At 46.4% G+C, this 26,238-nt stretch carries 25 protein-coding genes; 14 read left to right on the top strand and 11 right to left on the bottom strand.

Annotated features, from left to right (window positions below; all coding sequences use genetic code 11):
* Nucleotides 1-28 precede the first annotated feature (28 nt).
* Entirely contained in the window at nucleotides 29-910 is an 882-nt protein-coding gene (locus HZF10_RS15520) for a DUF8428 domain-containing protein (RefSeq protein ID WP_176007142.1), read from the bottom strand.
* Between the two features lie 199 nt (nucleotides 911-1,109).
* Between HZF10_RS15520 and HZF10_RS15515 the strand changes: the two genes are divergently transcribed.
* Nucleotides 1,110-2,144 (top strand): formimidoylglutamase, encoded by a 1,035-nt coding sequence (locus HZF10_RS15515; protein ID WP_176007141.1) that lies wholly within the window; start codon nucleotides 1,110-1,112, stop codon nucleotides 2,142-2,144.
* Between the two features lie 137 nt (nucleotides 2,145-2,281).
* Complete coding sequence (locus HZF10_RS15510; protein WP_176007140.1) at nucleotides 2,282-3,562, top strand: DEAD/DEAH box helicase; 1,281 nt, start codon at nucleotides 2,282-2,284, stop codon at nucleotides 3,560-3,562.
* A 90-nt stretch (nucleotides 3,563-3,652) separates the two neighbouring features.
* Here the strand turns inward: HZF10_RS15510 and HZF10_RS15505 are convergent, their stop codons facing one another.
* The 3 genes from HZF10_RS15505 to HZF10_RS15495 form a co-directional block, all read right to left on the bottom strand.
* On the bottom strand, nucleotides 3,653-5,854 hold the full coding sequence (locus HZF10_RS15505) for an ATP-binding response regulator (protein WP_246282629.1): 2,202 nt from the start codon (nucleotides 5,852-5,854) through the stop codon (nucleotides 3,653-3,655).
* 84 nt (nucleotides 5,855-5,938) lie between these two features.
* Entirely contained in the window at nucleotides 5,939-7,633 is a 1,695-nt protein-coding gene (gene ettA / locus HZF10_RS15500; RefSeq protein WP_176007139.1) for an energy-dependent translational throttle protein EttA, read from the bottom strand.
* A gap of 27 nt (nucleotides 7,634-7,660) precedes the next feature.
* Complete coding sequence (locus HZF10_RS15495) at nucleotides 7,661-7,843, bottom strand: CAL67264 family membrane protein (RefSeq protein ID WP_176007138.1); 183 nt, start codon at nucleotides 7,841-7,843, stop codon at nucleotides 7,661-7,663.
* 119 nt (nucleotides 7,844-7,962) lie between these two features.
* Here HZF10_RS15495 and HZF10_RS15490 point away from each other — a divergent pair, with 119 nt between their 5' ends.
* A complete protein-coding gene (locus tag HZF10_RS15490; RefSeq protein WP_176007137.1) occupies nucleotides 7,963-8,748 on the top strand; it encodes a hypothetical protein in 786 nt (261 codons plus the stop codon).
* An 8-nt stretch (nucleotides 8,749-8,756) separates the two neighbouring features.
* Here the strand turns inward: HZF10_RS15490 and HZF10_RS15485 are convergent, their stop codons facing one another.
* Both HZF10_RS15485 and HZF10_RS15480 read right to left on the bottom strand, forming a co-directional pair.
* Nucleotides 8,757-11,861: a PAS domain-containing sensor histidine kinase gene (locus HZF10_RS15485; RefSeq protein WP_176007136.1), complete on the bottom strand. Its 3,105-nt coding sequence runs from the start codon at nucleotides 11,859-11,861 to the stop codon at nucleotides 8,757-8,759.
* A gap of 83 nt (nucleotides 11,862-11,944) precedes the next feature.
* Nucleotides 11,945-12,166, bottom strand: a complete 222-nt coding sequence (locus tag HZF10_RS15480) for a hypothetical protein (RefSeq protein WP_176007135.1) — start codon at nucleotides 12,164-12,166, stop codon at nucleotides 11,945-11,947.
* A gap of 104 nt (nucleotides 12,167-12,270) precedes the next feature.
* Here HZF10_RS15480 and HZF10_RS15475 point away from each other — a divergent pair, with 104 nt between their 5' ends.
* A complete protein-coding gene (locus HZF10_RS15475; protein WP_176007134.1) occupies nucleotides 12,271-12,468 on the top strand; it encodes a DUF3185 family protein in 198 nt (65 codons plus the stop codon).
* Here the strand turns inward: HZF10_RS15475 and holA are convergent, their stop codons facing one another.
* Nucleotides 12,469-13,464: a DNA polymerase III subunit delta gene (holA, locus tag HZF10_RS15470; protein ID WP_176007133.1), complete on the bottom strand. Its 996-nt coding sequence runs from the start codon at nucleotides 13,462-13,464 to the stop codon at nucleotides 12,469-12,471.
* Nucleotides 13,465-13,786: 322 nt separating this feature from the next.
* Between holA and HZF10_RS15465 the strand changes: the two genes are divergently transcribed.
* From HZF10_RS15465 to HZF10_RS15455, 3 genes are all read left to right on the top strand, one after another.
* Nucleotides 13,787-14,233 (top strand): type I restriction enzyme HsdR N-terminal domain-containing protein, encoded by a 447-nt coding sequence (locus HZF10_RS15465; protein WP_176007132.1) that lies wholly within the window; start codon nucleotides 13,787-13,789, stop codon nucleotides 14,231-14,233.
* Nucleotides 14,230-15,222: a glycosyltransferase family 2 protein gene (locus HZF10_RS15460; RefSeq protein WP_176007131.1), complete on the top strand. Its 993-nt coding sequence runs from the start codon at nucleotides 14,230-14,232 to the stop codon at nucleotides 15,220-15,222. The genes HZF10_RS15465 and HZF10_RS15460 overlap by 4 nt, the downstream gene beginning before the upstream one ends.
* 79 nt (nucleotides 15,223-15,301) lie before the next feature.
* A complete protein-coding gene (locus HZF10_RS15455) occupies nucleotides 15,302-16,138 on the top strand; it encodes an OmpA/MotB family protein (RefSeq protein WP_176007130.1) in 837 nt (278 codons plus the stop codon).
* A gap of 82 nt (nucleotides 16,139-16,220) precedes the next feature.
* Here HZF10_RS15455 and HZF10_RS15450 read toward each other — a convergent pair whose 3' ends face one another.
* On the bottom strand, nucleotides 16,221-16,589 hold the full coding sequence (locus HZF10_RS15450; RefSeq protein WP_176007129.1) for a hypothetical protein: 369 nt from the start codon (nucleotides 16,587-16,589) through the stop codon (nucleotides 16,221-16,223).
* A 149-nt stretch (nucleotides 16,590-16,738) separates the two neighbouring features.
* Nucleotides 16,739-19,360 carry an ATP-dependent chaperone ClpB gene (gene clpB / locus HZF10_RS15445; RefSeq protein WP_176007128.1) on the bottom strand — a complete coding sequence of 874 codons (2,622 nt, stop codon included), beginning with the start codon at nucleotides 19,358-19,360 and terminating at the stop codon, nucleotides 16,739-16,741.
* 151 nt (nucleotides 19,361-19,511) lie between these two features.
* Here clpB and ytxJ point away from each other — a divergent pair, with 151 nt between their 5' ends.
* Both ytxJ and HZF10_RS15435 read left to right on the top strand, forming a co-directional pair.
* Nucleotides 19,512-19,904, top strand: a complete 393-nt coding sequence (ytxJ, locus tag HZF10_RS15440) for a bacillithiol system redox-active protein YtxJ (protein WP_176007127.1) — start codon at nucleotides 19,512-19,514, stop codon at nucleotides 19,902-19,904.
* An 80-nt stretch (nucleotides 19,905-19,984) separates the two neighbouring features.
* Nucleotides 19,985-20,800, top strand: a complete 816-nt coding sequence (locus HZF10_RS15435; RefSeq protein ID WP_176007126.1) for a methyltransferase domain-containing protein — start codon at nucleotides 19,985-19,987, stop codon at nucleotides 20,798-20,800.
* A 3-nt stretch (nucleotides 20,801-20,803) separates the two neighbouring features.
* Here HZF10_RS15435 and HZF10_RS15430 read toward each other — a convergent pair whose 3' ends face one another.
* A complete protein-coding gene (locus HZF10_RS15430; protein ID WP_176007125.1) occupies nucleotides 20,804-21,982 on the bottom strand; it encodes a hypothetical protein in 1,179 nt (392 codons plus the stop codon).
* Nucleotides 21,983-22,153: 171 nt separating this feature from the next.
* Here HZF10_RS15430 and HZF10_RS15425 point away from each other — a divergent pair, with 171 nt between their 5' ends.
* A complete protein-coding gene (locus HZF10_RS15425) occupies nucleotides 22,154-22,696 on the top strand; it encodes a type 1 glutamine amidotransferase domain-containing protein (protein ID WP_176007124.1) in 543 nt (180 codons plus the stop codon).
* A gap of 205 nt (nucleotides 22,697-22,901) precedes the next feature.
* Nucleotides 22,902-23,378: an energy transducer TonB gene (locus HZF10_RS15420; protein WP_176007123.1), complete on the top strand. Its 477-nt coding sequence runs from the start codon at nucleotides 22,902-22,904 to the stop codon at nucleotides 23,376-23,378.
* Between the two features lie 32 nt (nucleotides 23,379-23,410).
* On the opposite strand, the gene HZF10_RS15415 is transcribed toward HZF10_RS15420, so the two are convergent.
* Nucleotides 23,411-23,692, bottom strand: a complete 282-nt coding sequence (locus HZF10_RS15415; protein ID WP_176007122.1) for a hypothetical protein — start codon at nucleotides 23,690-23,692, stop codon at nucleotides 23,411-23,413.
* A gap of 97 nt (nucleotides 23,693-23,789) precedes the next feature.
* Here HZF10_RS15415 and HZF10_RS15410 point away from each other — a divergent pair, with 97 nt between their 5' ends.
* From HZF10_RS15410 to HZF10_RS15400, 3 genes are all read left to right on the top strand, one after another.
* Complete coding sequence (locus tag HZF10_RS15410) at nucleotides 23,790-24,641, top strand: aldose 1-epimerase family protein (protein ID WP_176007121.1); 852 nt, start codon at nucleotides 23,790-23,792, stop codon at nucleotides 24,639-24,641.
* Between the two features lie 81 nt (nucleotides 24,642-24,722).
* A complete protein-coding gene (locus HZF10_RS15405; RefSeq protein ID WP_246282627.1) occupies nucleotides 24,723-25,658 on the top strand; it encodes an alpha/beta fold hydrolase in 936 nt (311 codons plus the stop codon).
* A 4-nt stretch (nucleotides 25,659-25,662) separates the two neighbouring features.
* Nucleotides 25,663-26,226, top strand: a complete 564-nt coding sequence (locus HZF10_RS15400) for a GNAT family N-acetyltransferase (RefSeq protein WP_176007119.1) — start codon at nucleotides 25,663-25,665, stop codon at nucleotides 26,224-26,226.
* Nucleotides 26,227-26,238 lie beyond the last annotated feature (12 nt).

Genomic DNA, 26,238 nt, shown 5'->3' with positions numbered 1-26,238 from the left:
CGGGCTTTCTTATTTATATTGATTTCGATTATCTCAAGTTGAAACTTGTTTTGGAAACGAGTTCGCCTTTGTCGAAGATATTCACGAAATACGTTCCTTTTTCGAAGTCTTTGCCTTTTCCGTCAAGGAATTCACAAACGTCTACCGAAGCGTTTTGGTAAGCCACGGTCGTCGTAAAACTGTATGTAAGCGTATTCGGTCCGAACGTTTCGGTCAATTTATCGCCGAGAACGTTGTTTTTGGAATCGATGATCTGAACGTAATATGTCTTATCTCCAGATTTCGCGATTTTGTTTTCGGCTATGCTGAAGCATACTTTCAATTTGTCTGCACGACTTGCTTTGTCGGTTTCGATCTGTTTGCCCGAACTTCTTTGCTTGATGGCTTGGGTACGCAAGTTCATCACGACGAGCTGAGATCCTTTTTCGACCGTTTTGGCAAGGTTTTCATTTTGAACGACCAACGTATCGTTGAAACGTTTTTGTTCGCCGTACGCTTTCTGCACACTGTCACGCTGCACGACAAGCCCTGCATTTTCTTTTTTGAGCGTTTCCACTTCGACCATCATCGTTTTCATGCGGCCTTCGAGCGAACGATACTGGTCGCGGAATTTAGAAAGCGCCGCCACGTCGTTTTTCGATTTATCGAGTTCCTGCATGAGTTTCACGACTTTTTCGCGCTCTGCGATAAGTTCGTCAGACATAGACGTATTTTCAGCGATAGCCGTGTCGTATGTAGCTTTTAAGGCTTGCAGGTCTTTCATGACGTCGTCTTTTTCCTTCACAAGAACTGTTTGGGTCGATTTCGCGTCGCTGCTCATCTTATACATGTAAGCCAAACTTCCGGCAAGAAGAAGCGCGAGGATTACCACTATCGCCTTTAATTTGGAATTGCTATTCTGATTTTCCATAACGTTGGTTTTAAGTTGGTTGAAATGTTAAATTTTAACAAATTTAAATTATTAAAAGGGTCTCACAACCATATTAACGAAAGTTTAGGGAAGAACTTATCCAACTTTTTCCAATCGGCAAAAAAATTGGGATTTTTATCTCGATCGGAAAAGTTCGCATGAATTGTAAATCCGTATTTTTGGCGCAAATTGCGATTTCATGGAAAAATTGATTCCGTTGCGACAAACCGAACTGGCCCGATTGACGCGCCACAGAAGCGGTGAAATACGTTTCGGCGAGAAGATGCTTACCGTTCCCAAAACCGCCGATCCATTGTCATTCATGGCCAATTGCGAGGCGCGTTTCGTATTGTTCGGAATTCCCGAAGACATCGGCATCCGCGCCAATTCGGGACGTCCCGGAGCGGCATCGGCCTGGCAAAACGCACTCGAAAGCATCGCGAATCTTCAACACAACCGATTTTGTAAAGGAAGTGACATCCTCGCGCTCGGCCATCTCGACGTCGCAAAAGAAATGCAGCAGGCCGAAAGCTTTAATTTCAACGAAACCCACGACCGACTCGCGATCAGCAAATTGGTACAAAGCATCGACAAAGAAGTTTCGCACTTGATATTCTCTATCGTCAAAGCAGGAAAAACGCCTATCATCATCGGCGGCGGACAGAACAACGCTTACGGAAACATCAAAGGGACGGCTTTGGCAAAAGGAAGACCGATCAACGCGGTGAATTTCGATTCCCAATCCGATTTTCGCATTTTGGAAGGCAGGCACAACGGCAACGCTTTCCATTATGCTTTCGAGGAAGGTTTCCTCAAAAAGTATTTCATATTCGGACTTCACGAGAATTACGTTTCGAAAAACGTGCTCCAGAATATCAAGAAACTCGAGAATCGCGTACAGTTTACGACGTATGACGAGATTTCCATCCGTGGCGAAAAAGACTTCGACCAACAAATGAAACTCGCTCTCGATTTCGTGAGTACCGATACGTTCGGCATCGAGATCGATCTTGACGCTATTCCCGACGTGGCCAGCAGCACGATGACCTACAGTGGTTTTTCGGTGGCCAAAGCGCGTAAGTTCGTGCACTTTTTCGCCAAACACCGCAACGCTTCCTATCTGCATATATGCGAAGGCGCACCCGATTTGGGCGATGAGAAGAACAAGCACCTTATCGGAAAACTCATCGGATATTTACTTACGGATTTCGTGAAGGCGCAGCTTTCGGAGTAATCATTATCATTTTTCATTACTTATTTTTTATTCGTTTGCCCCGAACGATTCGTCCTTATACAATAAACAATTAGGAATAAAAAATAGAAGAATAAATAATACCCTATCTTTGCCGCTTGCCAAAAACGGCTACATACATGAAATTCGAAGATTTACAATTATCCAAATCCATATTGACGGCGGTTTCCGAGGAAGGCTACACCAACCCGACGCCGATCCAGCAACAATCCATTCCCGTTATTCTTGAAGGGCGCGACCTCGTCGGTTGTGCGCAGACCGGAACCGGGAAAACGGCCGCATTCGCGATTCCGATCATCCATAACCTGCACCGCAATATCGGCACATCGAAACGTCATAAAGTGATCCGCGCGTTGGTCGTGACGCCTACTCGTGAACTTGCACTCCAAATCGGTGAGAGTTTCGAGACGTACGGAAAATATACGAATCTGCGCCAATTGACGGTTTTCGGAGGTGTTTCCCAAATACCGCAAGTCGATCAGCTCAAGAAAGGTGTCGACGTACTTATCGCCACGCCGGGACGTTTGCTCGATTTGCACAAGCAAGGTTTCATCGACCTTGACCATTTGCATACGTTGGTTCTCGACGAAGCCGACCAGATGCTCGATATGGGCTTTATCAACGATGTCAAGAAAATCGTGAAGCTCACGCCAGACAATCGCCAGACATTGCTTTTCTCAGCCACGATGCCGATGCAGATACGCGAGCTTGCCGAAATGTTCCTCAACGATCCGGCGAACGTCCAGGTCGCACCGGTTTCCTCTACAGCCGAAAGAGTCGAACAGCGCATCTACTTCGTCGACAAGACCGACAAACGCAATATGCTGTATCATTTGATCCGCAACGAAAAACTCAATCACGTATTGGTTTTCGCGAGGACCAAGCACGGTGCCGACAACGTGGTGCGTTCGCTTCGCAAAAAAGGTGTCGCCGCCGAAGCCATCCATGGCGACAAATCGCAATCGGCGCGCCAACGCGTACTCGAAGCGTTCAAGAACAATGAAGTCGGGGTTTTGGTCGCTACGGATATCGCCGCAAGGGGAATCGACATCGAGCAACTGCCTTTCGTGATCAACTTCGATCTGCCGAACATTCCCGAAACTTACGTGCACCGCATCGGTCGAACCGGACGTGCCGGAAACGGAGGCGTCGCCATTTCGTTCTGTTCCAAAGACGAAGCGCCGTATTGGAAAGACATCCAAAAACTCATAAAAGTCGACGTGAAAATCGTAGACGAGCATCCGTATCCGTGGAAAGAAGGTGAAGCGCCAGGTACAATCCCGCCACCGAATCAACCGCAGCAACAGCCTAAAAACAACAACCGCAGCGGCAAGACAAGGAACAATAACCCGGGAAGAAAATCAGAAGGCTCGAAAAAAAATAAGAGACGTTGGTATTGATTGTTCACTGAACCAAAAAAATAAAAATCCCGTTCTTGATTGGACGGGATTTTTATTTGAATCCAATGAATTTATAAAAACATCAGCATGTCATTTCGATAAACGCTTGTTGATTTGCCCCGAAATCACCTGAAACAACTTTATAGGCTCGAACGGTTTTATGATGATGTCGTTCATGCCTGCGGAAAGCGCTTCTTCGGTAATTTCTTCCTTGTCGAAAGCCGTGAGCGCGACGATCGGGGTTTCCATATCGAATTGACGGATGCGTCTCGTAGTCTCGAAACCGTTTATGATGGGCATGTTGATGTCCATGAGCACCAAATCGAACTTCTGTTTGCGTAGGATTTCTATGGCCGTGAGCCCGTCGTCGACAACCCTGCATTTATAGCTGTTGCTTTCAAGGATTTTTCGCGTGACCATTTGATTGATTTTGTTGTCCTCGACCACCAATACCTCGTGGGAAGCCGCCGTAGAAAGGTCGACTTCCATATTATTGATGATCTCGCGCGTCTTCTCTAGGTTGTATTCGAAAGCGATCGTAAAATCGAATTCGGTTCCTTTTCCGGGTATGCTGTGCAGGTGGATTTCGCTGTCGAAAAGCTCGATCAGCCTTTTCACGATAGACAAACCGAGCCCGGTTCCCTGATAATCGTTCTCCTTGCGCTCGATCTGCACGAATTTCTCGAAAATCTTTTCCTGGTCTTCTTGGGCGATGCCGATGCCATTATCGATCACACAAAACTTGATATAACGTCTTTCGCCTATCGATTTGAGCAGTTTCGCGTGGATGATGATGCGGCCGTCGCTCGTGAACTTGAGCGCATTGCTGACCAAGTTCATGAAAATCTGCGAAAGCCTCAGTTTGTCGCCTATAAGCGATTCGGGTATTTCGGGATCGATGTCGATTTCGATCTCGTTGCGGTTGCGGTTGGCGATGAATTTCAACGAATCTTTTATCGTATGGATTTCGTCCGATACGTTGAATACATGACTTTCCAAAACGACGCGCTTTTCCTCTATCTTGTTGATCTGCAAAATGTCGTTCACGAGCGACAACAGGTATTTGGCCGAAAAACGCAGCGAGTTCAAGTGCGGACTCCGAACGAGTTCCTTGTGCTCGTCTGCAATCATATCGGTAATCCCGACGACGCCGTACAAAGGCGTACGCAATTCATGGCTGATCGTGGAAACGAACTGGGTTTTGAGACGCGAGGCTTCTTCTGCTTTCTCTTTGGCCAAAATCAATTTTTGGTTGGCCTCGAGCAATTCAGCATTCACCTTTTTCTTGAAGTTGACGTTTTTATATAGTATGTAAACCAATAAAGTAAGCGCCAACAAGCTGATTACGAAAAGAATCACGATGATTTGCGATTTGCGCAAACTCAACGCCTGTACTTCGTTTTCGGCAGCGATGCGGTCAACGGCTCTTTTGTACTCGTCGAGCTCGAGATTGAGGCCTTCGGTCGCCGCGCGTTTTAGTTTTTCCTCATCGTAAACCTCATCCTTTATCTTATCGAATTTGGCCAGATAACGATACGCGTTTTTGTAGTCGCCGATTTTGTTGAGAAACTTCGAATATTCCTGATATGTATAGGAAAGATCAAGCTTTTCATGCGTCGCCACGGCCGTATCCATCGCCTGACGGAAAAATATATCGGCCGATTTGTCGTGATCCAGATGACTTTCGAGCATGCCGTTGAGCATCAGTCGCGCAGCCTTGAGGTTCTTGCGCCCGAACTTGCCGAAATATCGGTTCACGTATTCAAGATACGGTTGGCCTTCCTTGTAAAGCCCGATATCGAAATACGCCCAGGCAATGTTTAGTTTGGTAAACAGGATTTGCGAAGTATCGGCAATTTTTTCGCTGTAGCGGATTGAAGACTGATAATACGCGATGCCTTTCTCGTAATGTTTCTTCTCGAAGAAATACATATTACCCAAGTTGTTGTTGAGCCAGTTCTTGAGCGTATCGTTATCGGTCTTGTTGGCATAGAACAAGCCTTTGTTGTAGTAGTAGATCGCTTTGTCGTTTTCGGACAATTCGTCGTAATTTCCTGCAATCGTATTGTAAGCGTACGCGATGCGGTAATTGTCCTTGAGCGCGATAGATTGTTTGAGTGCTTCGCGTGAATAGCGCAGAGATTCCCGAAAATTAAGATCAGTGAGATATTTATCGGCCTTGACGGTGAGTTCGTCTATGCCCTTGGCCGAATACCCTGATTGTTGCGAAAAAGCAAATGTAGCTACACACATCAATAGCGGCAGCAAGAAGATATTACGGTTTATGGGCAATGCACTAGATTTGGTCTGGTAAATATACACGGATTGTCCATAAATAAAAACCCCGATCGTGAAAATCGGGGTTTTGCTATAGATTTAATTTCGAATCAACTTCCTGTACTTAATACGCTTAGGCGTGACGTCCACCCCGAGGCGCTTCTTCTTGTTCTCTTCATAATCTGAGAAACTTCCTTCAAAAAAGTAAACTTCGGAATTTCCTTCAAATGCAAGAATGTGCGTGCAGATACGATCCAGGAACCAACGGTCGTGGGAAATGACCACCGCACAACCCGCAAAATTCTCAAGACCTTCCTCGAGCGCACGAAGCGTGTTGATGTCGAGGTCGTTCGTCGGCTCATCGAGAAGCAATACGTTCCCTTCCTCTTTCAAGGTCATCGCCAAATGCAGACGGTTTCTTTCACCGCCCGAAAGCATCGACACTTTTTTGTTCTGATCCGATCCTCCAAAATTGAAACGGCTCAGGTAAGCGCGTGAATTGACTTGTTTTCCGCCCATCATGATGAGTTCCTGCCCGTCGGCGAAGTTTTCCCAAATCGATTTCTCGGGATCGATGTTCGAATGCGACTGGTCGACGTATGCGATTTTTACCGTCTCGCCTACTTTGAATTCACCTGCGTCGGGTTGGAGTTCGTCCATGATCATTTTGAAAATCGTGGTCTTACCGGCTCCGTTCGGCCCGATGACGCCTACGATTCCGGCTTGAGGCAACGTGAAATTCAGGTTGTCGTACAATAGTTTTTCGCCGAACGCTTTTGCGACTTTATCGGCTTCGATGACATTCGTTCCGAGTCGCGGTCCGTTCGGGATGTAGATCTCGAGTTTCTCGTCGAGTTCTTTTTGGTCTTCGTTCAAGAGTTTGTCGTAGTTCTGTAAACGCGCCTTTTGTTTGCTCTGACGGCCTTTCGCACCTTGTCTTACCCATTCGAGCTCGCGTTCCAAAGTCTTGCGGCGTTTGGATGCGGTTTTCTCTTCCTGTTCCAAACGCTTGGCTTTTTGGTCGAGCCATGACGAATAGTTGCCTTTCCATGGAATGCCTTCACCTCTGTCGAGTTCGAGAATCCATCCGGCCACGTTGTCAAGGAAATAACGGTCGTGGGTCACGGCGATGATCGTTCCCGGATATTGCTGCAAGTGTTGTTCGAGCCACAAAACAGATTCGGCGTCCAAGTGGTTCGTCGGTTCATCCAAAAGCAAAACATCGGGCTGCTGAAGCAAAAGTCGGCACAAAGCCACACGACGTTTTTCACCGCCAGAAAGTACTTTGATCGGCGTGTCCGGATCCGGCGTACGCAACGCATCCATCGCGACTTCGAGCTTGTTGTCGATTTCCCATGCACCCAAAGCGTCGATCTTGTCCTGTAATTCCGCTTGACGGTCCATGAGTTTCTGCATCTTGTCTGCATCCTCATATACTTCTGGCAAACCGAATTGGTCGTTGATCTTGTTGAATTCCTCAAGAACCGCCATAGTTTCTGCCACGCCTTCGCGCACGATCTCGATTACGGTCTTGTTCTCGTCGAGTTGTGGCTCTTGTTCGAGATATCCGACGGTATAACCCGGAGAAAAAACTACGTCTCCCTGATAATTCTTGTCGACACCCGCGATGATTTTCAAAAGTGAGGACTTACCCGATCCGTTAAGACCGAGAATCCCGATTTTCGCCCCGTAAAAGAAGCTCAGGTAAATGTCCTTGAGGACGGTTTTGTTACTTGCCGAATACGTCTTGGAGACTTTCGACATTGAAAATATTACTTTCTTATCGTCTGACATGGTTAAATAATTATCGAATTAGGAATGTTACACGCGGCCTTTAAGCGAGCTGAATACCCAGGCGTTGGCAAGGAAGCCGAGACCGACGGCTCCGAAGCCCCATCCGGCCACGTCGTCGTAACGGAAAATCCCGAGCCCGATGAGCAGCAAGCCCATAAGCACCATAATGAACGACGCCCAGCCGAGTATGGTATTTTTATTCGTTTTCATACATCTTTTTTGGAAGCGCAAATATCGGCAAATAATCTGGAAAGCAAGTGCCGAAACCTTTTTGAATCACGATTGAAGTTACGGTTTTTTGGATATATTGCGCAACAAGTCGAATCTAGATGAGAAAAAAGATATTTGCCGTTTGGTCATGGGGAGCGACGTGCCTGACGATGGTAGGTTGCATGAAAAGCAAGGATGACCGCATACGCGCTACCGTAATCGAATTTAACAAATTATCGCCCCAGATACGCAACGAGGTGTTTCGCAATGCCGAAGCCGAAGCGAGTAACGACACCATCAAAATATCGTTCGTACTCAATGCCTATCCCGACGAGGTAGACAAACCTACCTACAACAAAGTCGGTCCTGCGATGCTCGCCGGAATGGTCAAACAGCTTCCCGATTCGGAATCCTTGCTCGACGAAGGCGTCAAATTCCAAGTCATTTATATGGCAAATGACGGTACGGAAATCCTCAATAAAGTGCTCGGAAAAAGCCAGATCGTGGCGCTTACCGAAGATAAATCGCGGTTTTTCAACGCCAACTCGGGCAAACCCATACCCGGAAGCAAGTCGAGACTCGCGCCCGACATGAAAGAATCGCTTCGCATGATGAACCAAAACCTTCCCATCGTCGATAAAGAAGCCGGAACCAGCGTGACCCGCATAGACGTAAACGAGAAAAACGAATTGGTGTATACCGTAGAAGTGACCGATGAGTTGGCCGATGCGTTAACAACCGAAGGCACACTCGATCTCGTGCGCGAAGAAATCATCCAGGATCCGAACCTGAGACGCATGTTTCCGAGCATCTTACGCATGGGGATCGAAGTCGTACATTACGAATATGTGAACAAAAAAGGCAAACTAGTTGCGGACGTGCGCATTACCCAAAACGATTTGTAACGATTACCTTATTGCGCAAAAGGCAAAATCACTATAAATTCAGCACCCGAACCTTCATGCCCTTCGGCATAAATCACGCCTTTGTGGTTTTCGGCGATCTTTCGGCACATGGCAAGGCCTATTCCGGTTCCTTCGAATTGGGTCTTTCCGTGAAGGCGCTGGAAAATCTGGAAAATCTTATCGGCATATTCCTGACGAAAACCGATCCCGTTATCGCGGAACGACAATTTGCAATAACCCGACGGGATTTCGGGCAACCTGTTTCTTTCGATTTCTTCCCGATTGGCTTTAGACGCCACAATCCTGATTTCAGGCGGCGCATCTGATCGTGAATATTTGAGTGAATTCGAGATCAGGTTATGGAAAAGCTGCAACATCTGCAACGGTATGGCTTCTATTTCAGGAAGATCTTGAGCCGTGACCGTGCCGTTTTTTTCCTGTAGGATCAGGTCGAAATCGGCCATCGCCTCGTTAAAGATCGCATCGAGATCTATTTTCGCGAGCGGATCATGACTGCGCGAAAGTTGCGAGAATCCCAAAATATCTCGGATAAGGCTCGTCATGCGCCCGACCGAATTGTTGATGCGTTCCATTTGATGTTTTGCCCTATCGTTGATTTCGCCCAGACTGGTTTCGAGCATTTGCACGAACAAGCTGATCTTGCGCAACGGTTCCTGCAAATCATGGGAAGCGATGTACGCGAATTGCTCGAGTTCGGCGTTCGATTTTTGGAGCAACAGATTCGCTTCGGCAAGTTCACGGGTGCGGTTTGCGACGACTTCTTCGATCTTTTTGCGCGCGAGAACCTGTTGCGTTACATCTGAAGCTACTGCCATCACGCCTTCTACCTTTCCCGAAGCGTCGAACATCGGCTCGTAGATGTAGCGCACGAAAACCTGCTCGAAATCTGATCCGCGAAGAAAATGGAATTCCTGTTCCTCACTCACATACGAAACGGCTTTTTCGAATACCTCGCGCAAAATCGTCTCCACACCGCTGCCTTGAAGTTCAGGCATTACCTCGAATTGAGGCTTGCCTTCGAGTTCAGATGCGGGGCGTCCGATGAGTTCTTCCATCATGTGGTTGACCGTCCCGAACACATGTTTTTCGCCATGAAGCAGGCACATCGCGACCGGCGCCTGCAGTATCATGTTGCGGAAATTTCGCTCGCTTTCTTCGACTTGTTTTTGCGCCAATACTTCCGAAGTCACGTTTATCGCCATGTGATGGATGCCGTAAACGTCTCCGGCCGCATCGCGTAAAGGCTTATACGTGAAATTGAAATAAAATTCCTCAAGCCCATCACCCAGATCGAGTACGGCTTTTTCACGGACGCCGACATAGGTTTTACCCGAATCGAAAACCTGTTGCAGGAATCCGATGAAAGGCTGGCCCTGAAGTTCGGGAACGGCTTCGTCGAGATTTTTCCCGATGACCGATTTGTCCTTGCCCCAATAGGCCAGCATGATGTCGTTGGCATACTTGATTTCAAGGTTCCGGCCCAAATAAAGTGCCGTGGCTACAGATGATTCTTCAATAAGAAGACGGTAACGGTATTCGCTTTCCTCGAGTTTTTTCTTGGCGAGGTTCAAATCGGTCACATCGGCGGCTGTATTCATGACGCCGTAAACGTTTCCGCTTGCATCGAATAAAGGCGTAAAACTATAATTGAAGTAAAACGAGTGCAGTTTCCCATCGACGACAAGCTTCACCAATTGATTGTGCGCATTATACGGTTTACCCGTAACGTAAACGGAATCAAGATTTTCATAAACTCCGGTTCCTGCAAGTTCAGGAAGGCACTCGTAATAGGTTTTTCCGATAACGTCCGGACCTTTTCCCCACACATCGGTAAGTGCTTTGTTGGCCATTTCGACACGCATTTCGCGTCCTACGTAAATCCCGATCGGAAACGGAGCGGCTTGTATAAAACTTCTTAAACGTTGCTCACTCTGCTCTACATCGAATTTGGAACGCACGATGTTCGTGATGTCCTGGATAATTCCAGAAAGCGTTATCGGCTTACCGTCTTCCATCTGCAATTGACCGATGGAACGCAAAAACCGCATTTCTCCGTTCACCGGGTTTGCTACCCGAAAAGTGATGTCGTGTCTAAGGTTATCTTTTCCTACATTGCGCAACGTCTCATTGACCTCATGTACATCGTCATGGTGGATTTTCTTGAGGAGTTCGGCCAAAGCCGATGTCGGCCGCTGCATCCCGAACCATTCCATGATTTGGGGCGAACAGTTTACTATATTGGTTTGTGGATCGATGCTGAAAACGCCCAAATCACCAATCTCTACGGCAAGTTCCAGCGATTTTTCCTTTTCGGCGAGCGCCAGGCGACTGTTGTGCGTGTCGGTCACGTCGGTTACCATGGCCACGACGCCTACCGCTTTAGTTTGCAGATGGTCGTAAAAAGGCTGCAGGATCAGGTTGATATAGATGGTTTCGAGCTCGCCGTCGAATTCGAGCACCGCTTTTTTATCATTGACCACATAAGCAGTCTCGGTTTCCCTTACTTCGCGGATAATGCGCGGATAATCCTGATTCTTGAGTTCCGGAAAAATCTCAAGCAACGGTTTTCCGATAACGGTTTTGTCCTTGCGCCAGAATTTGAGCGTCTGGTCGTTGGCGAAACTCACCGTCATATCATCTCCCATAAAAATATGGATGGCCGTATTCGATTGTTTGAACAGATTGTACGCGGGTTCTATGGATTTTATGGTTTTGGCGCGAAGTTCGGCCGTAATCGTGTCGGTCTTGTTTATCGCCGTATGGATGATAAACGCGATTTCGCCTTTTTCGTCGAGGATCGGCGTATGGATCACGGTCCAGTACATTTCGTGGAAATTCCCGTCTGCAAGCACCAAATCGTAACGCTGTACCGGCAATTCGTTCTTTTGCTTTGTCGCGAGGCATTTGGCCAACGAAGCGCGTATGTCGCCCGAAACCAAAGGCGCATCGGGATTGTCGGGAAAATATTTGAAAAGACTGCTTCCGATGAAATCGTCCATTTCGGCACCCGCAAAATCGGCGAATTCCTGCGTAGAAGCCACAATCGTAAATTCCGGAGCGTTTGGCAGAATAAGACCGCTCGCGCCGGGCATGGCACTGAAAATGGTCCTGTAGTCTGTTGGTGTACGATACAAAAGCGGAAGGCGTATTTGAATATAAATGATGGTTTTCGGTTCTATTTTTCGTATTTGTCGTGCACATTGCGCGTCACGAAAGTGGTAAGTCCTTCGCCGCTTTGAGCCAGTCGTTTCATTCGCTCGATATTCGACTTACCGGCCGAAAGCTCGCTATACGTATACACTTCGGCACGGTCGCGAAACAGCAGCTTTATGAAATCCTTTCCGGTTTCGTAAGCCACCACACCGGCATTACCGTTTTTGTTGCCATAGCGTTTCATAGGTACAAGTTACACTCGTGGCATCGGTTAATCTTACAAACATCTTTTAATTGTTTATAAGATAATACGCTCCCGATTTGATCATCTTTGGAAAAAACGAAATCATGAAAACCGCTAAAGTTATAGGGATTGTGTTGCTGATCGTCGGCATCGGCCTGATCGCATACGGCATCAACCACATGAATACGACCGAATCCGAGATCAAGGATTTCTTCGGAAAGAAAGATACGACGGGAATGTTTTCGGCCATTTTGGGAGCGATCGTTGCGATTGCAGGAGGCGCGATGACGTTGCGTAAATAATCAGTCGAAAATCTTTACGAGCATTTCCTTGAGCAAATCTTCCTGATCGAGGTTTGCGCCCACGCCTTTGCTTTTCACATCTATACCGCGCAAAGTATTGACGATACCGCTGACTTTCTTCATCGGGAAATTCTTGGCCGCCGCCTCATAATCCTTTACGAAATACGGATTGATTTTTAGTGCCGATGCCGCCTGCTTCTTGTCTTTAAGCCCGTGATATTGCAACAATTGGGAAAAGAACTGGAACACGAGGCTCGTTGTGACGACCATCGGGTTGTCTTTCGGATTGTCGGCAAAATATTTCGCGATCTGGAACGCCTTGAATTTGTTGCCTTCGCCTATGGCCTTGCGCAATTCGAATACGTTGAAATCTTTGCTGAAACCGATGTTGTCCTCGATGTGTTTGGTATTGATTGTCGTGCCTTTCGGAAGGATGATCTGCAGCTTGTCGAGCTCATTCGATATCTTGCTCAAATCGGTGCCCAGGAATTCGGCAAGCATGGCCGCGGCTTTGGGCTCTATACCGTAATTCTTACCTTTCAGCACGCGTTCGATCCACGATGCGATCTGGTAATCCTTGAGTTTGGCGCTTTCGAAAACCAGTCCGTGCTTCTCGAGGTTTTTGGTGACTTTTTTGCGCTTGTCGAGGGTTTTGTATTTGTAGCAGAAAACCAAAACCGTAGACGGCGTCGGATTCTCGGCGTAATGCTCGAGTTTTTCTATGTTTTTGGCCAATTCCTGCGCTTCCTTTACGATGACGACTTGTCTTTCGGCCATCATCGGATAACGTTTGGCAGACGAAATCACGTCTTCCATAGAAACGTCGCGTCCGTAAACGACGGTTTGGTTGAAGCCTTTCTCTTCTTCGGTAAGCAGATTTTCCTCTATATAGTTCGAAATCCTGTCGATGTAATACGGCTCCTCTCCCATCAGGAAATAGACAGGGGCAATCTTTCCGGCTTTGATGTCGTTGACGATTTTTACCGCTTCATCCATAGAACGCACAGTTTGGTTTGAGGTTTCCAAAAGTAGCGATTCCCGACGGTATTGGAAAGCGTGATGGTTTGATATTTGCGGATTCCGACGAAGGAGGAATCTCATCGAACCCCAATATTCACATGATCAATTTTGAAGGTTTACACAAAAAACTCCCCAACCGAAGCCAGGGAGCCAAATGCGACGGCAAAAGATACCACACAATCGCGGTCGCGGCGGCAAAGTAATCCCATACCCGGTATTTCACAATCCCTAGAAATAGGTATTTTTCCTGCAATCCCACGCTTAGGCTTTTCGTGTGCAATTTCGTTACTTTGCGTCCATGCTTGCGTTGAATTTCAATCCGTATTCGTTCCGTTTTCGCAATACAGACGGACGCGTTTCCATTTTTTGCGAGACGCGACGCAAATTCGTGGTATTGACTCCCGAGGAATGGGTACGCCAACACGTGGTGCAATTCCTGCTTCAGGACAAGAAATACCCAAAATCGCTGATTAATGTTGAAAAACTGCTCAAGGTTAACGGGCTTTCCAAGCGTTACGACGCCGTGGTTTTCAATCCGGACGGGTCGATTTTCCTGCTCGTGGAATGTAAAGCGCCCGAAGTGACCATCAACCAGCAGACCTTCGACCAGATCGCGCGTTACAATATCGAGATGAATGCGCGTTATCTTATGGTGACCAACGGACTCTCGCATTATTTCTGCTCTATGGATTACGAAAAAAAACGCTATATCTTTCTCAAGGAAATCCCGGTTCAACAACCATGAAAACAGCCATCGTCATACTCAACTGGAACGGAAAGAAGCTGCTCGAGCAATTCCTGCCTTCGGTGGCCGAATATTCGCAAGGAGCCGAGATTTGGGTGGCCGACAACGCTTCTACCGATGATTCGGTGGCTTTCGTGCAATCGGCTTATCCCGATATAAAAATCGTCCAGAATCCGACCAACATGGGTTTCGCAGGCGGATACAACCAAGCGCTCAAAAGCATCGACGCCGATATTTACGTGCTCGTGAATTCGGATATAGAAGTGACAGAAAACTGGCTTTCCCCTATTCTTTCGGTTTTTGAAAAAGAACCCGAAACGGCGATCATCCAGCCCAAAATCCGAGATTTTAAGAGAAAGGAATATTTTGAATATGCCGGGGCCGCCGGAGGTTTTATCGACAGTTACGGCTATCCGTTCTGTCGTGGCAGACTGTTCGACACTTTAGAGAAAGACGAAGGTCAATACGACGATGATTGTGAGATTTTATGGGCGTCGGGTGCGTGTTTCTTCATCCGTAAAAAACTATTCGACGAACTTGGCGGTTTCGATGCCGATTTTTTCGCGCACCAGGAAGAGATCGATCTGTGCTGGCGTGCTTTCAACGCCGGACATACAACCAAATATGTCGCTTCTTCCACTGTTTTTCATGTAGGTGGTGCGACGTTGAGCGAAGGGAGCCCAAGGAAAATCCACCTTAATTTCCGCAATTCGCTATTGATGTTGGTCAAGAACCTTCCATCAAATACATTATTCTCGACAATTTTCATCCGATTGTGCCTTGATGGCATAGCGGGAATCCGATTTTTGACGCAAGGCAAACCTGCACAATGTTGGGCCGTCGCATCGGCTCATTTCGCTTTTTATAAAATGTTGAGGATAAATTATTTAAAGCGCCAATATTTACAAAAATCCAATTATTTTAAGTTAAATAACATCGTATTTGCGTATTTCCTTGAGCGCAAGAAGACATTTAAACAGTTATTTTAACAATAGTTTATGCTTAAGTGTTCGAGCCTAAAATGGGTAATGGGCTAAATTTGTAAAAACGACAAAAAATAGAAATCTTATGAAAAAAGTCCTCCTCGCATTATCTGTTGTCGGCGTTTTGATGACGTCGTGCGGAACGAAGAAAAAGTTAGCCGAATGCGAAGCTAAAAATAAGGAAATCCAGGATTTGCTCAATACGGCGACCGTAAAACTCAACACTTGTCTTGCCGAAAAAGAATCTTTGGGCAGTCAGATCGACTACCTCAAAAAGAACAACGCCGATTTGATCAACAACATGGGCAACATCACGACCTTATCGTCTAAAGGTGCCGAAAACCTTGAGAAATCACTCGAGAGCATGAAGGAAAAAGACTTGAAGATCACACGTCTCCAAGATGCGTTGACGAGAAAAGACAGCGTGACGTTGGCGTTGGTGACAAGTTTGAAACGCGAGGTCGGTATCAACGATCCGGACATCCAGGTGAATGTTGAAAAAGGAGTCGTTTTCATTTCGATTTCCGATAAACTTCTGTTCAAATCAGGAAGTTACAATGTAAGCGACCGCGCCAAAGAAGTGCTTTCAAAAGTAGCTAAAGTCATCAACAGCAAGCCAGACTTCGAATGTATGGTAGAAGGACATACAGACAACGTGCCTTACATCTCAAACGGCGTATTGCTCGACAACTGGGATTTGAGCGTGAAGCGCTCCACTTCCATCATCCGCGTATTGACGAAAGACCTTGGCGTTCCTGCCAAACAGCTTATCGCCGCCGGACGCAGCGAATACATTCCGCTTGTAGACAACAACACGGCCGACAACCGCGCGATCAACCGTCGTACGAGAATCGTGATCATGCCTAAGATCGACCAGTTCTACGATATGATCGAGAAGGAAATGAAGAACATGAAAAATTGATTTCCGAACCCGATAAAAAGCAAAACGTCCCGACACAAAATCGGGACGTTTTTTTATATATGAAAAAATTATTCGAAAGCGATCAATTTCGCGACTGGCCGTACATGCCCGAATAAATCAGCACAAGGCCGAAAGCGATCGATGAAAGCGACAATCCCAATCCGATCAGGAAATCTGTCGTTTCCATCACGCGTATTTTAGAAACTACGGCAACGGCGAGCACAAGCCAGAGCAATACGTTCGTGAACCCGAAAAACTGGTAGAACCAATTGCGGTTGATCACGAGCGGCATGGCCACGGCGATCAGCAATAGAAAATCGAAAATGCCGAATTTGGAGTTAATGAGCATTCCGATGCCATTGGCCAAAGCAAGCGCGATGAAATAAGAAGAACCCACGACTTTGGTAAGGTCGTATGCGGTTCCGATCCTGAAAATGTTGTTTGATTGCATAGGGACGTTTTTTGTTGAAACGCAAGCATTTGTATAAAAATTGCGCGTGTTGAAAACGATTTCGCAAAATCGTCTCATCACAAAAAAAACGCCGACATTTCCGACGGCGTTTTTACTATTCATTATTTACTACTATTCACCAATCACTATTACTTCTTATTGGCGAGTTCCGTCTGATTCCTAAAAACCAATTCGCCATCGAAGCTGTCGAGCAAAATGATGCTGTCGGTCTTGATTTGCCCCGAAAGGATTTCCTTCGACAATTTGTTCAACACCTCGCGCTGGATCACCCGTTTCACCGGACGAGCGCCGAAAGTCGGATCGTAGCCTTTTTGCGAAAGGTAATCGATGGCTTCGGGCGTCGCATCGAGCGTAATCTGTTGCTGCGCGAGCATTTTGGTGATACTTTTCAGTTGAAGCCCTACGATATGCTTGATGTTGTCTGAAGTCAAAGGCGTGAACATCACGATTTCGTCGATGCGGTTGATGAATTCGGGACGCACGGTTTGCTTCAACAAACCAAGTACTTCTTCTTTGGCCGCTTCGGTCGCCGCTTCTACAGAACCTTTAATCCCGAAGTTTCGGGATTCGAATTTCTCCTGTATGATCGCGCTTCCCATATTCGAAGTCATGATGATGATCGTATTCTTGAAATCGGCGAGGCGGCCTTTGTTGTCGGTCAAACGTCCTTCATCCAAGACTTGCAATAAAATGTTGAACGTGTCGGGATGCGCTTTTTCGATTTCATCCAGCAATACTACGGAATAGGGTTTGCGACGGACGGCTTCGGTCAGTTGTCCGCCTTCATCGTATCCGACGTAACCCGGAGGCGCGCCTACCAAACGACTTACGCTGTGGCGTTCCTGATACTCGCTCATGTCGATTCTGGTCATTGCGTTCTCGTCGTCGAACAGATATTCGGCTAAAGCCTTTGCCAATTCGGTCTTTCCGACACCTGTCGTACCTAAAAACAGGAACGAGCCTATCGGTTTTTTGACGTCTTGCAATCCTGCGCGGCTTCTGCGCACGGCGTCGGAAATCGCTTCTATCGCTTCCTCCTGACCGACCACACGTCGGTGCAATTCCTCTTCGAGATGCAACAGTTTCTCGCGTTCACCTTGCATCATTTTCATCACGGGAACGCCCGTCCATTTGGCGACGACTTCGGCAATATCTTCGCGCGTCACTTCTTCTTTTATGAGTGAAGTTCCGCGTTGGTTTTCGGCTAACTGCGATTGCAACTGTTCCAACTGAACTTGTGCGTCCTTGATTTTTCCGTAGCGCAATTCGGCCACTTTACCGTAATCTCCGTCGCGTTCGGCACGTTCGGCTTCGGTTTTGAAGTTCTCGATGTCGGTCTTGACGTTCTGGATACTGTCGACGACGTCTTTTTCCGATTTCCACTTGGCGAAAATCTCGTTGCGCTCTTCTTTGAGATTCGCGAGATCCATTCCGAGAATCTTGAGTTTGTTCTCGTCGTTTTCGCGTTTGATGGCCTCGATTTCAATCTCCAATTGCATGATTTTACGATCGAGCACATCAAGTTCTTCGGGTTTGGAATTGATTTCCATGCGAAGTTTCGACGCGGCTTCGTCCATCAGATCGATGGCTTTGTCCGGAAGGAAACGGTTCGTAATATAGCGTTGCGACAATTCTACGGCCGCGATGATCGCCTCGTCCTTGATGCGTACTTTATGATGGGTTTCGTATTTCTCCTTGATACCGCGAAGGATCGAAATCGCGCTTTCGGTATCCGGTTCATCAACCATGACTTTCTGGAAACGTCTCTCAAGTGCTTTGTCTTTTTCGAAATATTTCTGGTATTCGTCCAAAGTCGTCGCTCCGATGGCGCGCAATTCACCTCGTGCCAAAGCCGGTTTGAGGATGTTGGCCGCATCCATCGCGCCTTCTCCTCCGCCCGCTCCTACAAGTGTGTGGATCTCGTCGATAAACAGAACGATGTCGCCTTCAGAAGTCGTAACCTCTTTTACAACCGATTTCAACCGTTCCTCGAATTCGCCTTTGTATTTCGCTCCTGCAATCAGCGCGCCCATATCGAGCGAGTAGATGATTTTGTCTTTGAGGTTTTCGGGCACGTCACCGTCTACGATGCGATGCGCCAAACCTTCTGCAATCGCGGTTTTACCGACGCCGGGTTCACCGACGAGCATCGGGTTGTTCTTTGTACGACGTGTCAATATCTGCAACACACGACGGATTTCCTCATCGCGCCCGATTACAGGATCGAGCTTGCCCGTACGCGCCAATTCGTTTAAGTTTTTGGCGTATTTGGAAAGCGAATTATAGGTTTCTTCGGCCGAAGCGGAAGTCACGCGCTCGCCTTTGCGCAATTCGTCGATTGCAGCCTTGAGGCCTTTTTCGGTGACACCTTGGTCTTTCAAAATCTGCGAAACTTTACTCGAAGATTTGAAGATTGCCAGTACCAAATGCTCGATCGACACGAATTCGTCGTTCATGTTCTTGGCGATAATCTCGGCTTCGTTGAGCGTTTTAGCGGCTTCACGTGAGAATTGAAGATCTCCGCCTGAAACTTTCGGGAAATTGCTTATTGTGGAATCGAGAATCTGTCGGAACAAATTCACGTTGACGCCGAGTTTGCTCAAAAGAAATGGAGCCACATTTTCATCAACCTCAAAAATCCCTTTGAGGATGTGCTCGTTCTCTATTTGCTGCTGGCCAAGCGATTGCGCGATCTGTTGCGATTGCTGCAAGGCTTCCTGCGATTTGATGGTAAATTTATTGATGTTCATATTTTGTTTTCCTTAGGAGTTGTGTTGTTCTTATTTGGTTATTTTTGATTTTCGGACATCGATTCTCAAATTATGTTCCGATACAATTTTTCTGACAAAAATTCAGATGCGGTCGATATTTTGATGACATTCTGACCTAAAACAAGACAAAATGGGCTTTTTCAACAACATTTTCGGAGATTCCTCCAATAAAGATACGAACCAAAATTCCTTGAACTGGAATGAATTAACAGATTTGAAACAGTTGGATGCCATCGCTTCGGAATCCTCCCAAATTCCTGTAATCATTTTCAAGCACAGTACGCGTTGCGGTATCTCGAGAATGTCGCTCAAAGGATTCGAAAGCGAATACGCAATCGATCAGGACAGGGCCAAACCTTACTTTTTGGATCTTCTCAACTACCGTGAAATCTCGAATGCGATAGCCGAAAAGTTCGGGGTGTACCACGAATCGCCTCAATTGTTACTTATAAAGAACGGAAAGGCGGTTTATTATGAATCGCATGGTGGGATTTCAGCCGACGAGGTAGCGCAAAGACTTTAAGCCTCCTAAAACATAAAGTATCAAAGTATTTCGTATACTTGGAACGCAAACGGGTGCCAACCCACTGAACCGCTTCGTATATGAAATGCCTGATCTGCTCTTCCGACACCGAACATCATTTCTCTAAAGTGTATGACAAACCGCCTTTCGATCGCATGATGCGTGACATCGGCAAAATAGACTATCGCAAATGCCCTAAATGCGGGTTCACGATTTCGCAAACCCATGCCGATATGGACACTTCGGTTTGGGAAAAGCTCAACAACGACTTCCATCATTATCTAGAAAATTCCGAAACGGAAATCAACCAGCCTCCTTATCTGGAACAGGCTGTGATGCTCAAGGTCTTTGCCGAAAACGGCATTATTGATACGGATTCAATATTGGATTTTGCGGGCGGTTACGGCTCTTTAAGCAAAGTGCTCAAAAAATATTTCGGCATCAGATTACCCGTTTACGACGCTTATGTACATGATGGACAGCAGGATTTTTATGTGCCGCGAGAAAATCTGAAGACTTACAAAACCGTGTTGAACAGCGCTTTGTTTGAGCATTTGACTACGCGCGATATGTTCGATTCCATCAACGATTTGGTAGCCGATGACGGTTGCATGATCATCCACACCGTGATTTGCGAAAACATCCCGGCCAATCCCGATTGGTTCTATCTTGAACCTCCGGTACATTGTGCGTTCCATACCAATGCCAGCATGGAGATGCTTATACAGCAATGGGGATACGTCTCTTCCGTCTATGTACCGAAAGCGAAATGTTGGGTGCTCTTTAAAAAAGAAAATGTAAATCTGGTCGAAACGGTCATGAAAATCAACAAGGAATTCCAGGCTGAATACGCCATTTACAAAAAAGGATTCGTCGATTATTGGAAAGGATTCTGACGATTAAGACCGTATTTTGTTGCGTGTGATCACATTCTTCAACTTCGCCTTCAAATCTTCGCCCGTATCGAAAACCATCTGCTCATTGCTCGGAAACGGCAACGGACGCTGGTTGAACAACGGCAAATAATCGTTTCCTACGGCGCGTTTGTCGCCTTTATATGTAGCGTAGACATTCTGGAAAACGAATTCGCTCGCAAGCGGGAATGTCTGTAAAAGCTGGTTGTTGCCAAAATCGATGTAATCTACTTTTGCCGCCACCTGTGCCGACTTGAACTGGGTGAATTCCCTAACCTTGCAGCGCACTATCTTATATACATCTTCATAAACGGGCTTTCCGAGGCTGTCGAGAACAGGATAACGTCCTCGCATTTTCTTGCGGCGTCCTACTTTGATTTCCTTTTCCTTGACGAATTCACGCTCACGGATTTGTTCCGGAGAAACATTTATCTGACGGAAATTCACGATGACGCCGAAGTCGTATTTGAAATTCGGTTGCTTATTGCTGTGATAAACGGTCCATTGATCATTGAGTCCGTAGGTGCTGAAATCGAGCAAATCGCTTTCAAGCCTTTTCGGAATGACGACGTTGGTTTCGTTTTTCGTATAAACGTTTACGTAATCCGACCCTTTTTCCTTGGCTACTTTAATCAAATCGGGAACGTCTTTGAAATTCGGGGAAATCTGGTTCAGGTAGTTGAGATCGTCGTATGCGCGGCGGTAACTCATCTTGTCTTTGGTCGCGAGCAACGCTTTGGTATTGTCGTACAGGTATTTCGACAACGCGTTCTTGCTGCTCACGATCTGGTCTTTGTAGTCGCCGAATTCGAATTTGGCTTCTTCATTCTGCGCCAGTTTTTTGAGCGGCAACAGCGGACGGATTTTCTCCTGCCTGTTGTTAAGCTGCACATACGTATTAAAAATCGCTTCGAGATTGCGCGGGCTCGCGTCCTTCATCATCAGGTCGATATCGCGAAGATCACGCTCTTTGGCTTTGGCGAACGCTTCCTCTAGGATGTAAATGTAATCCTGATTGCCTTTTTTGTCTTTGTTGTTGCGTAATCCGTAGACGGCATTGTCGATCGCACTGTCGTAATCGCCAGAGGAAAGCATTTCCTTGGTTTGCTTCACGGCACAGGAATACAGCGCAAGGAAAGCGAGCAAAAGCGTAATTTTTTTCATGGTGTTCGTTTGTTGGCGTAAAAGTAGAAAATCTCTTTTTGTGATAGACGACCCGACGGTAGAAATGGTTGCATCCGACGGCTTCATACTTAACACAACTTTACCAATCCGTTAGCAACTCTTCCGAATTCCCGTGACTACCTTTAAGCGACAACATAAAACGACACGACCATGAAAAAGCGCATCGCCATTTTGGCCACACACGGATTCGAGGAAAGCGAATTGAAATCGCCCAAGCAAGCATTGGAAAACGAAGGATGGCAAGCCGATATCGTCAGTCTCGAAAAAGGCACGATCAAGGCTTGGGCCGATGGCGATTGGGGAAGCGAATACAAAGTCGATTACACGCTCGAGGAAATCAACTCTGGCGATTACGATGCGTTGGTATTGCCCGGAGGCGTATTGAATCCGGACAAATTGCGCACAAAAGAAGGCGTACTCAATTTCGTACAGGGCTTTTTCAACGAGAAAAAACCGGTAGCCGCGATATGCCACGGTCCGCAAACGTTAATCAATGCCGATTTGGTGAAAGGACGCGAAATGACATCGGTAAAAGCCATTTCGAAAGACCTCATCAATGCCGGAGCGATCTGGAGCGATCAGGAAGTCGTGGTCGACAACGGGTTGGTGACAAGCCGTACGCCCGAGGATTTACCTGCTTTCAATCGAAAAATGATTGAAGAAATCAAAGAAGGCGCTCACGTTGGCGCTTGATTCAAAAATGAATAAATATTGTGGCAGTTCATGGATTTTTTGATTCGGATTCGGCAAAAAATGTATGCGATTTTAACAATTTTCGATTTATGGAATCGGTTTTTTCGGGATTCCGAAATCTTAAAAACTATTTAATGTAAGGTTTTCCTACATGTGGGTGATTTCACTTATATTGCAGTTACAAATACCAAAAACCTTAACCTAAATGAGAATTGTTTTAATCCTAATGCTCTTGTGTGGCACGGTTCGATCCCAGACCAATGCCAGTACGGGAATGGCGTTCGCGCGAGATGTTTCGCGAATTTATCGGACTCCGGAAGTCGATGTCAAACCCGAAATCAAGAACGGCATGTACACGCTGGCCTTGTTTACGAGCCAAAACCTCAAAATGCCCGATGTCCACAATAAAAAAGTAAAGATTTTCGTAGGATTGACCATAGAGACGGACGGAACGGTTTCCGACGTCAAGTTCATTTACATGAGTGCCAAAGACATAGACGAGGCCAAAAGCAAGAAATTGACCGAAGAGGAAAAGAAATACGAAATGGCGCAACTTGAAGCGATGAAGACCGAATCGGTAAAGGTGCTTTCCCAATTCAAGGAAACCTGGAAACCGGCCATCAAAGACGGCAAACCTGTAAGATGCCTGTTCAATTATCCGATCAATTTCACAATGGAATAGTAAATAAAAATCCGCCTCTAGAGGCGGATTTTTTAAAATGATTTATAAATGCGGTTAATCGGGATACCGATGCCTTTCTTGAGGATGACGCGATTGTCGGTCAGGCCCCAAACCGTGGTCTCGACCATTTTTTTGGAATCGATGTCCTCAAAATAGATTCTGATTTTAGAGTGTTCGATATTGCCCAAAAGCAGCGCCCTTTGCAATTCTGAATCGCGAAGTTTTTTGGCGTCCTTATCGGTCAACACGTCTGTCAATGGGAACCGTAGCTCTGAAATCGACTCCTTCTCGATGGTCTCAAATAATGGAATCATATCTGTTAAGTTTGGTTAGTAGATTTTCAAGGGTAAGGGTAAAAATAGAAAAATATATTTAGTATCCAAAGAAATTGTTAAAAAAGTTATTTTTGTTTTGAAAAAGACATTATCACATAACGGATTCTCAGCCACGATAAATTATCACGGAGCCGAGCTGGTTTCCTTCCGTTCACCTAGCGGAAAAGAATATATTTGGAACGGCGATCCCGAATATTGGGGCAAGCATTCGCCCGTGCTTTTTCCGGTCGTGGGCACGCTCAAAAAGAACAGTTTTACCTATAAAGGCACCGAATACCATTTGCCAAGACACGGTTTTGCACGCGATATGGAATTCTCGTTGACGCATCATTCAGACAACCAAGCTGTTTTCTCGCTTCAGTTTTCAGAAGAGACACTGGCCAAATACCCGTTCCGGTTCTGGCTGCAGATCAATTACCGTTTGTTGAACAACACCTTGCTTATCGGTTACAGCGTCATCAATGAAGGACACGAGAAAATGCCGTTCTCGTTGGGTGCACATCCGGCATTCGCGCTTCCGGGGAAATTCGGGGATTACGCGCTTGAATTCGAGAAATCCAATCCGTTGCGCGCATTCCTGCTTGAAAACGACTTGCTTTCGGACAAAATCGAAACCATACCGCTCGAAAACGGCAAACTTCGGCTCGATTATGATTTGTTCGAAAACGATGCGCTTATCATCAAAAATGTATCTTCCAAAAGCCTTTCGATCGTAAAGGACAACAAAAAAATCGTGACCGTTGGCTATGACGATTTCCCGCATTTGGGGTTGTGGACCAAACCCGACGCGCCTTTCCTGTGCATCGAGCCATGGTTCGGTTATTCGGACAAAACCGATGCATCGGGCAATATCTTCGAAAAGGAAAGCATCATGATACTGGATTCAGAGGCCGTTTTTAACACGAATTTCACCATCGAGGTATTTTAACGCCTTTTGGCATTGCGTATATTTGAGTAAACACCACACTCAATGGGCAAGCCCTTCCCTATTTTTCGAAAATTTGTTTTTTTGCTTTCGCTGACGATCGTGCTTTCGGGATGCTCGTCGATCGTGCTTCCGCATCAGAAAAAACGACCCGATTTCCTTCCCGAATATCTTTTCAAATCCAAGAAACAAAAAGCCCGGTATTTCAAGGCATACAACAAAACGTTGTCGCTTTTCCCTGTAAAATATGAGGAAATCGACGTGCAGACGCGTTTCGGACCCGCACACATCATCGTAAGCGGACCCAAAAACGGGCAACCGCTCGTATTGCTTCACGGTATGGATGCGAGTTCTACGATGTGGTATCCGAACATCAAAGCATTCAGCAAAACCCATCGCGTGTATGCCGTAGATTATATTATGGATGCGGGAAAATCGGTACTTAAGACCGATCCACTCAACAATCAGGAAGTGGTGTTGTTCTATAGCGATGTTTTTGATCAGCTCAAACTCAAATCGGTCGACTTGCTTGGCACTTCGCGAGGCGGATGGATTGCGGCCTGGCTTGCCATACAACCCGAAAACCGCATCAGAAAGCTCGTGTTGATGAGTCCGGCCCAGGTTTTCGGCATGGTCGACTATAAGATTTTCCCGGCCATGTGGTTCAAGATGTTCCCGTCTCGCAAAAGTTTGGCAAAAACGATGAAGGCATTCGCGACCCATCCTGAAAAAGTGCATCCGTATTTCCAAAACCAATTCTATATCGCAAGCAAATTCGGGGACAGCCGTCCGCAAGTGACCAAGATGATGCCTTTTTCGAAGGATGAACTCGAAAAAATAACGGTTCCTACTCTATTCCTTTCGGGCGACAACGACTGTATGAACGGAGACAGTGCGTGCGAAAAAGCCAAGGAACACGTACCGAACATCACTATCGTAAAAATTCCCGACTCGGGTCATTTCATGAATACCGACCAAAGCGAACTCGTGAACAAGGAAGTCATGAAATTCCTAAATTAGCGGCATGCTGACATACGATTTTTCCGATTTCCCGATTTTAGAGACCGAAAGGCTTATCCTGCGCCGCTTGCGCGATTCAGACGTAAAAGAAGTATTCGAATTGCGTTCGGATCCCGAAACGATGAAATACATCCCGCGACCGTTGGCCAAAAACCACGAGGACGCGCTCAATCACATCGCCATAATCAACAAAGCGATTGATAAAAACGAAGGCATCAATTGGGCCGTGACGATGAAAGGAGACGACACGTTGATTGGCATCATGGGCTTCTATCGTACAAAATTCGAGCATTATCGTTCAGAAATCGGCTATATGATCCATCCGACACATAATGGAAAAGGCTTTGTCAGTGAAGCGCTAAGACGACTCGTCGCTTATGGCTTTTCAGATATGGGATTGCATTCCATTGAGGCCGTGATCGACCCGGACAACATCGGTTCGGAGCGCGTATTACAAAAGAACGGTTTCGTCAAGGAAGCGCATTTCCGCGAAAGCGAGTTTTACGAAGGCAAGTTTCTCGATGCGGTTTATTATTCGATATTGAACACTTCGGATTCTGTCAAATAAATCCGATTGAAA

It is taken from the genome of Flavobacterium agri (assembly GCF_013401995.1).
Lineage (GTDB): Bacteria > Bacteroidota > Bacteroidia > Flavobacteriales > Flavobacteriaceae > Flavobacterium > Flavobacterium agri.
This window is presented reverse-complemented; position numbering and strand designations above follow the sequence as displayed.

Bases quoted from the DNA above. Each gene is read 5' to 3' on its own strand.
- HZF10_RS15520 (WP_176007142.1), bottom strand. From the start codon at position 910: ATGGAAAATCAGAATAGCAATTCCAAATTAAAGGCGATAGTGGTAATC.
- HZF10_RS15515 (WP_176007141.1), top strand. From the start codon at position 1,110: ATGGAAAAATTGATTCCGTTGCGACAAACCGAACTGGCCCGATTGACG.
- HZF10_RS15510 (WP_176007140.1), top strand. From the start codon at position 2,282: ATGAAATTCGAAGATTTACAATTATCCAAATCCATATTGACGGCGGTT.
- ettA (WP_176007139.1), bottom strand. From the start codon at position 7,633: ATGTCAGACGATAAGAAAGTAATATTTTCAATGTCGAAAGTCTCCAAG.
- HZF10_RS15495 (WP_176007138.1), bottom strand. From the start codon at position 7,843: ATGAAAACGAATAAAAATACCATACTCGGCTGGGCGTCGTTCATTATG.
- HZF10_RS15490 (WP_176007137.1), top strand. From the start codon at position 7,963: ATGAGAAAAAAGATATTTGCCGTTTGGTCATGGGGAGCGACGTGCCTG.
- HZF10_RS15485 (WP_176007136.1), bottom strand. From the start codon at position 11,861: ATGCCCGGCGCGAGCGGTCTTATTCTGCCAAACGCTCCGGAATTTACG.
- HZF10_RS15480 (WP_176007135.1), bottom strand. From the start codon at position 12,166: ATGAAACGCTATGGCAACAAAAACGGTAATGCCGGTGTGGTGGCTTAC.
- HZF10_RS15475 (WP_176007134.1), top strand. From the start codon at position 12,271: ATGAAAACCGCTAAAGTTATAGGGATTGTGTTGCTGATCGTCGGCATC.
- holA (WP_176007133.1), bottom strand. From the start codon at position 13,464: ATGGATGAAGCGGTAAAAATCGTCAACGACATCAAAGCCGGAAAGATT.
- HZF10_RS15465 (WP_176007132.1), top strand. From the start codon at position 13,787: ATGCTTGCGTTGAATTTCAATCCGTATTCGTTCCGTTTTCGCAATACA.
- HZF10_RS15460 (WP_176007131.1), top strand. From the start codon at position 14,230: ATGAAAACAGCCATCGTCATACTCAACTGGAACGGAAAGAAGCTGCTC.
- HZF10_RS15455 (WP_176007130.1), top strand. From the start codon at position 15,302: ATGAAAAAAGTCCTCCTCGCATTATCTGTTGTCGGCGTTTTGATGACG.
- HZF10_RS15450 (WP_176007129.1), bottom strand. From the start codon at position 16,589: ATGCAATCAAACAACATTTTCAGGATCGGAACCGCATACGACCTTACC.
- clpB (WP_176007128.1), bottom strand. From the start codon at position 19,360: ATGAACATCAATAAATTTACCATCAAATCGCAGGAAGCCTTGCAGCAA.
- ytxJ (WP_176007127.1), top strand. From the start codon at position 19,512: ATGGGCTTTTTCAACAACATTTTCGGAGATTCCTCCAATAAAGATACG.
- HZF10_RS15435 (WP_176007126.1), top strand. From the start codon at position 19,985: ATGAAATGCCTGATCTGCTCTTCCGACACCGAACATCATTTCTCTAAA.
- HZF10_RS15430 (WP_176007125.1), bottom strand. From the start codon at position 21,982: ATGAAAAAAATTACGCTTTTGCTCGCTTTCCTTGCGCTGTATTCCTGT.
- HZF10_RS15425 (WP_176007124.1), top strand. From the start codon at position 22,154: ATGAAAAAGCGCATCGCCATTTTGGCCACACACGGATTCGAGGAAAGC.
- HZF10_RS15420 (WP_176007123.1), top strand. From the start codon at position 22,902: ATGAGAATTGTTTTAATCCTAATGCTCTTGTGTGGCACGGTTCGATCC.
- HZF10_RS15415 (WP_176007122.1), bottom strand. From the start codon at position 23,692: ATGATTCCATTATTTGAGACCATCGAGAAGGAGTCGATTTCAGAGCTA.
- HZF10_RS15400 (WP_176007119.1), top strand. From the start codon at position 25,663: ATGCTGACATACGATTTTTCCGATTTCCCGATTTTAGAGACCGAAAGG.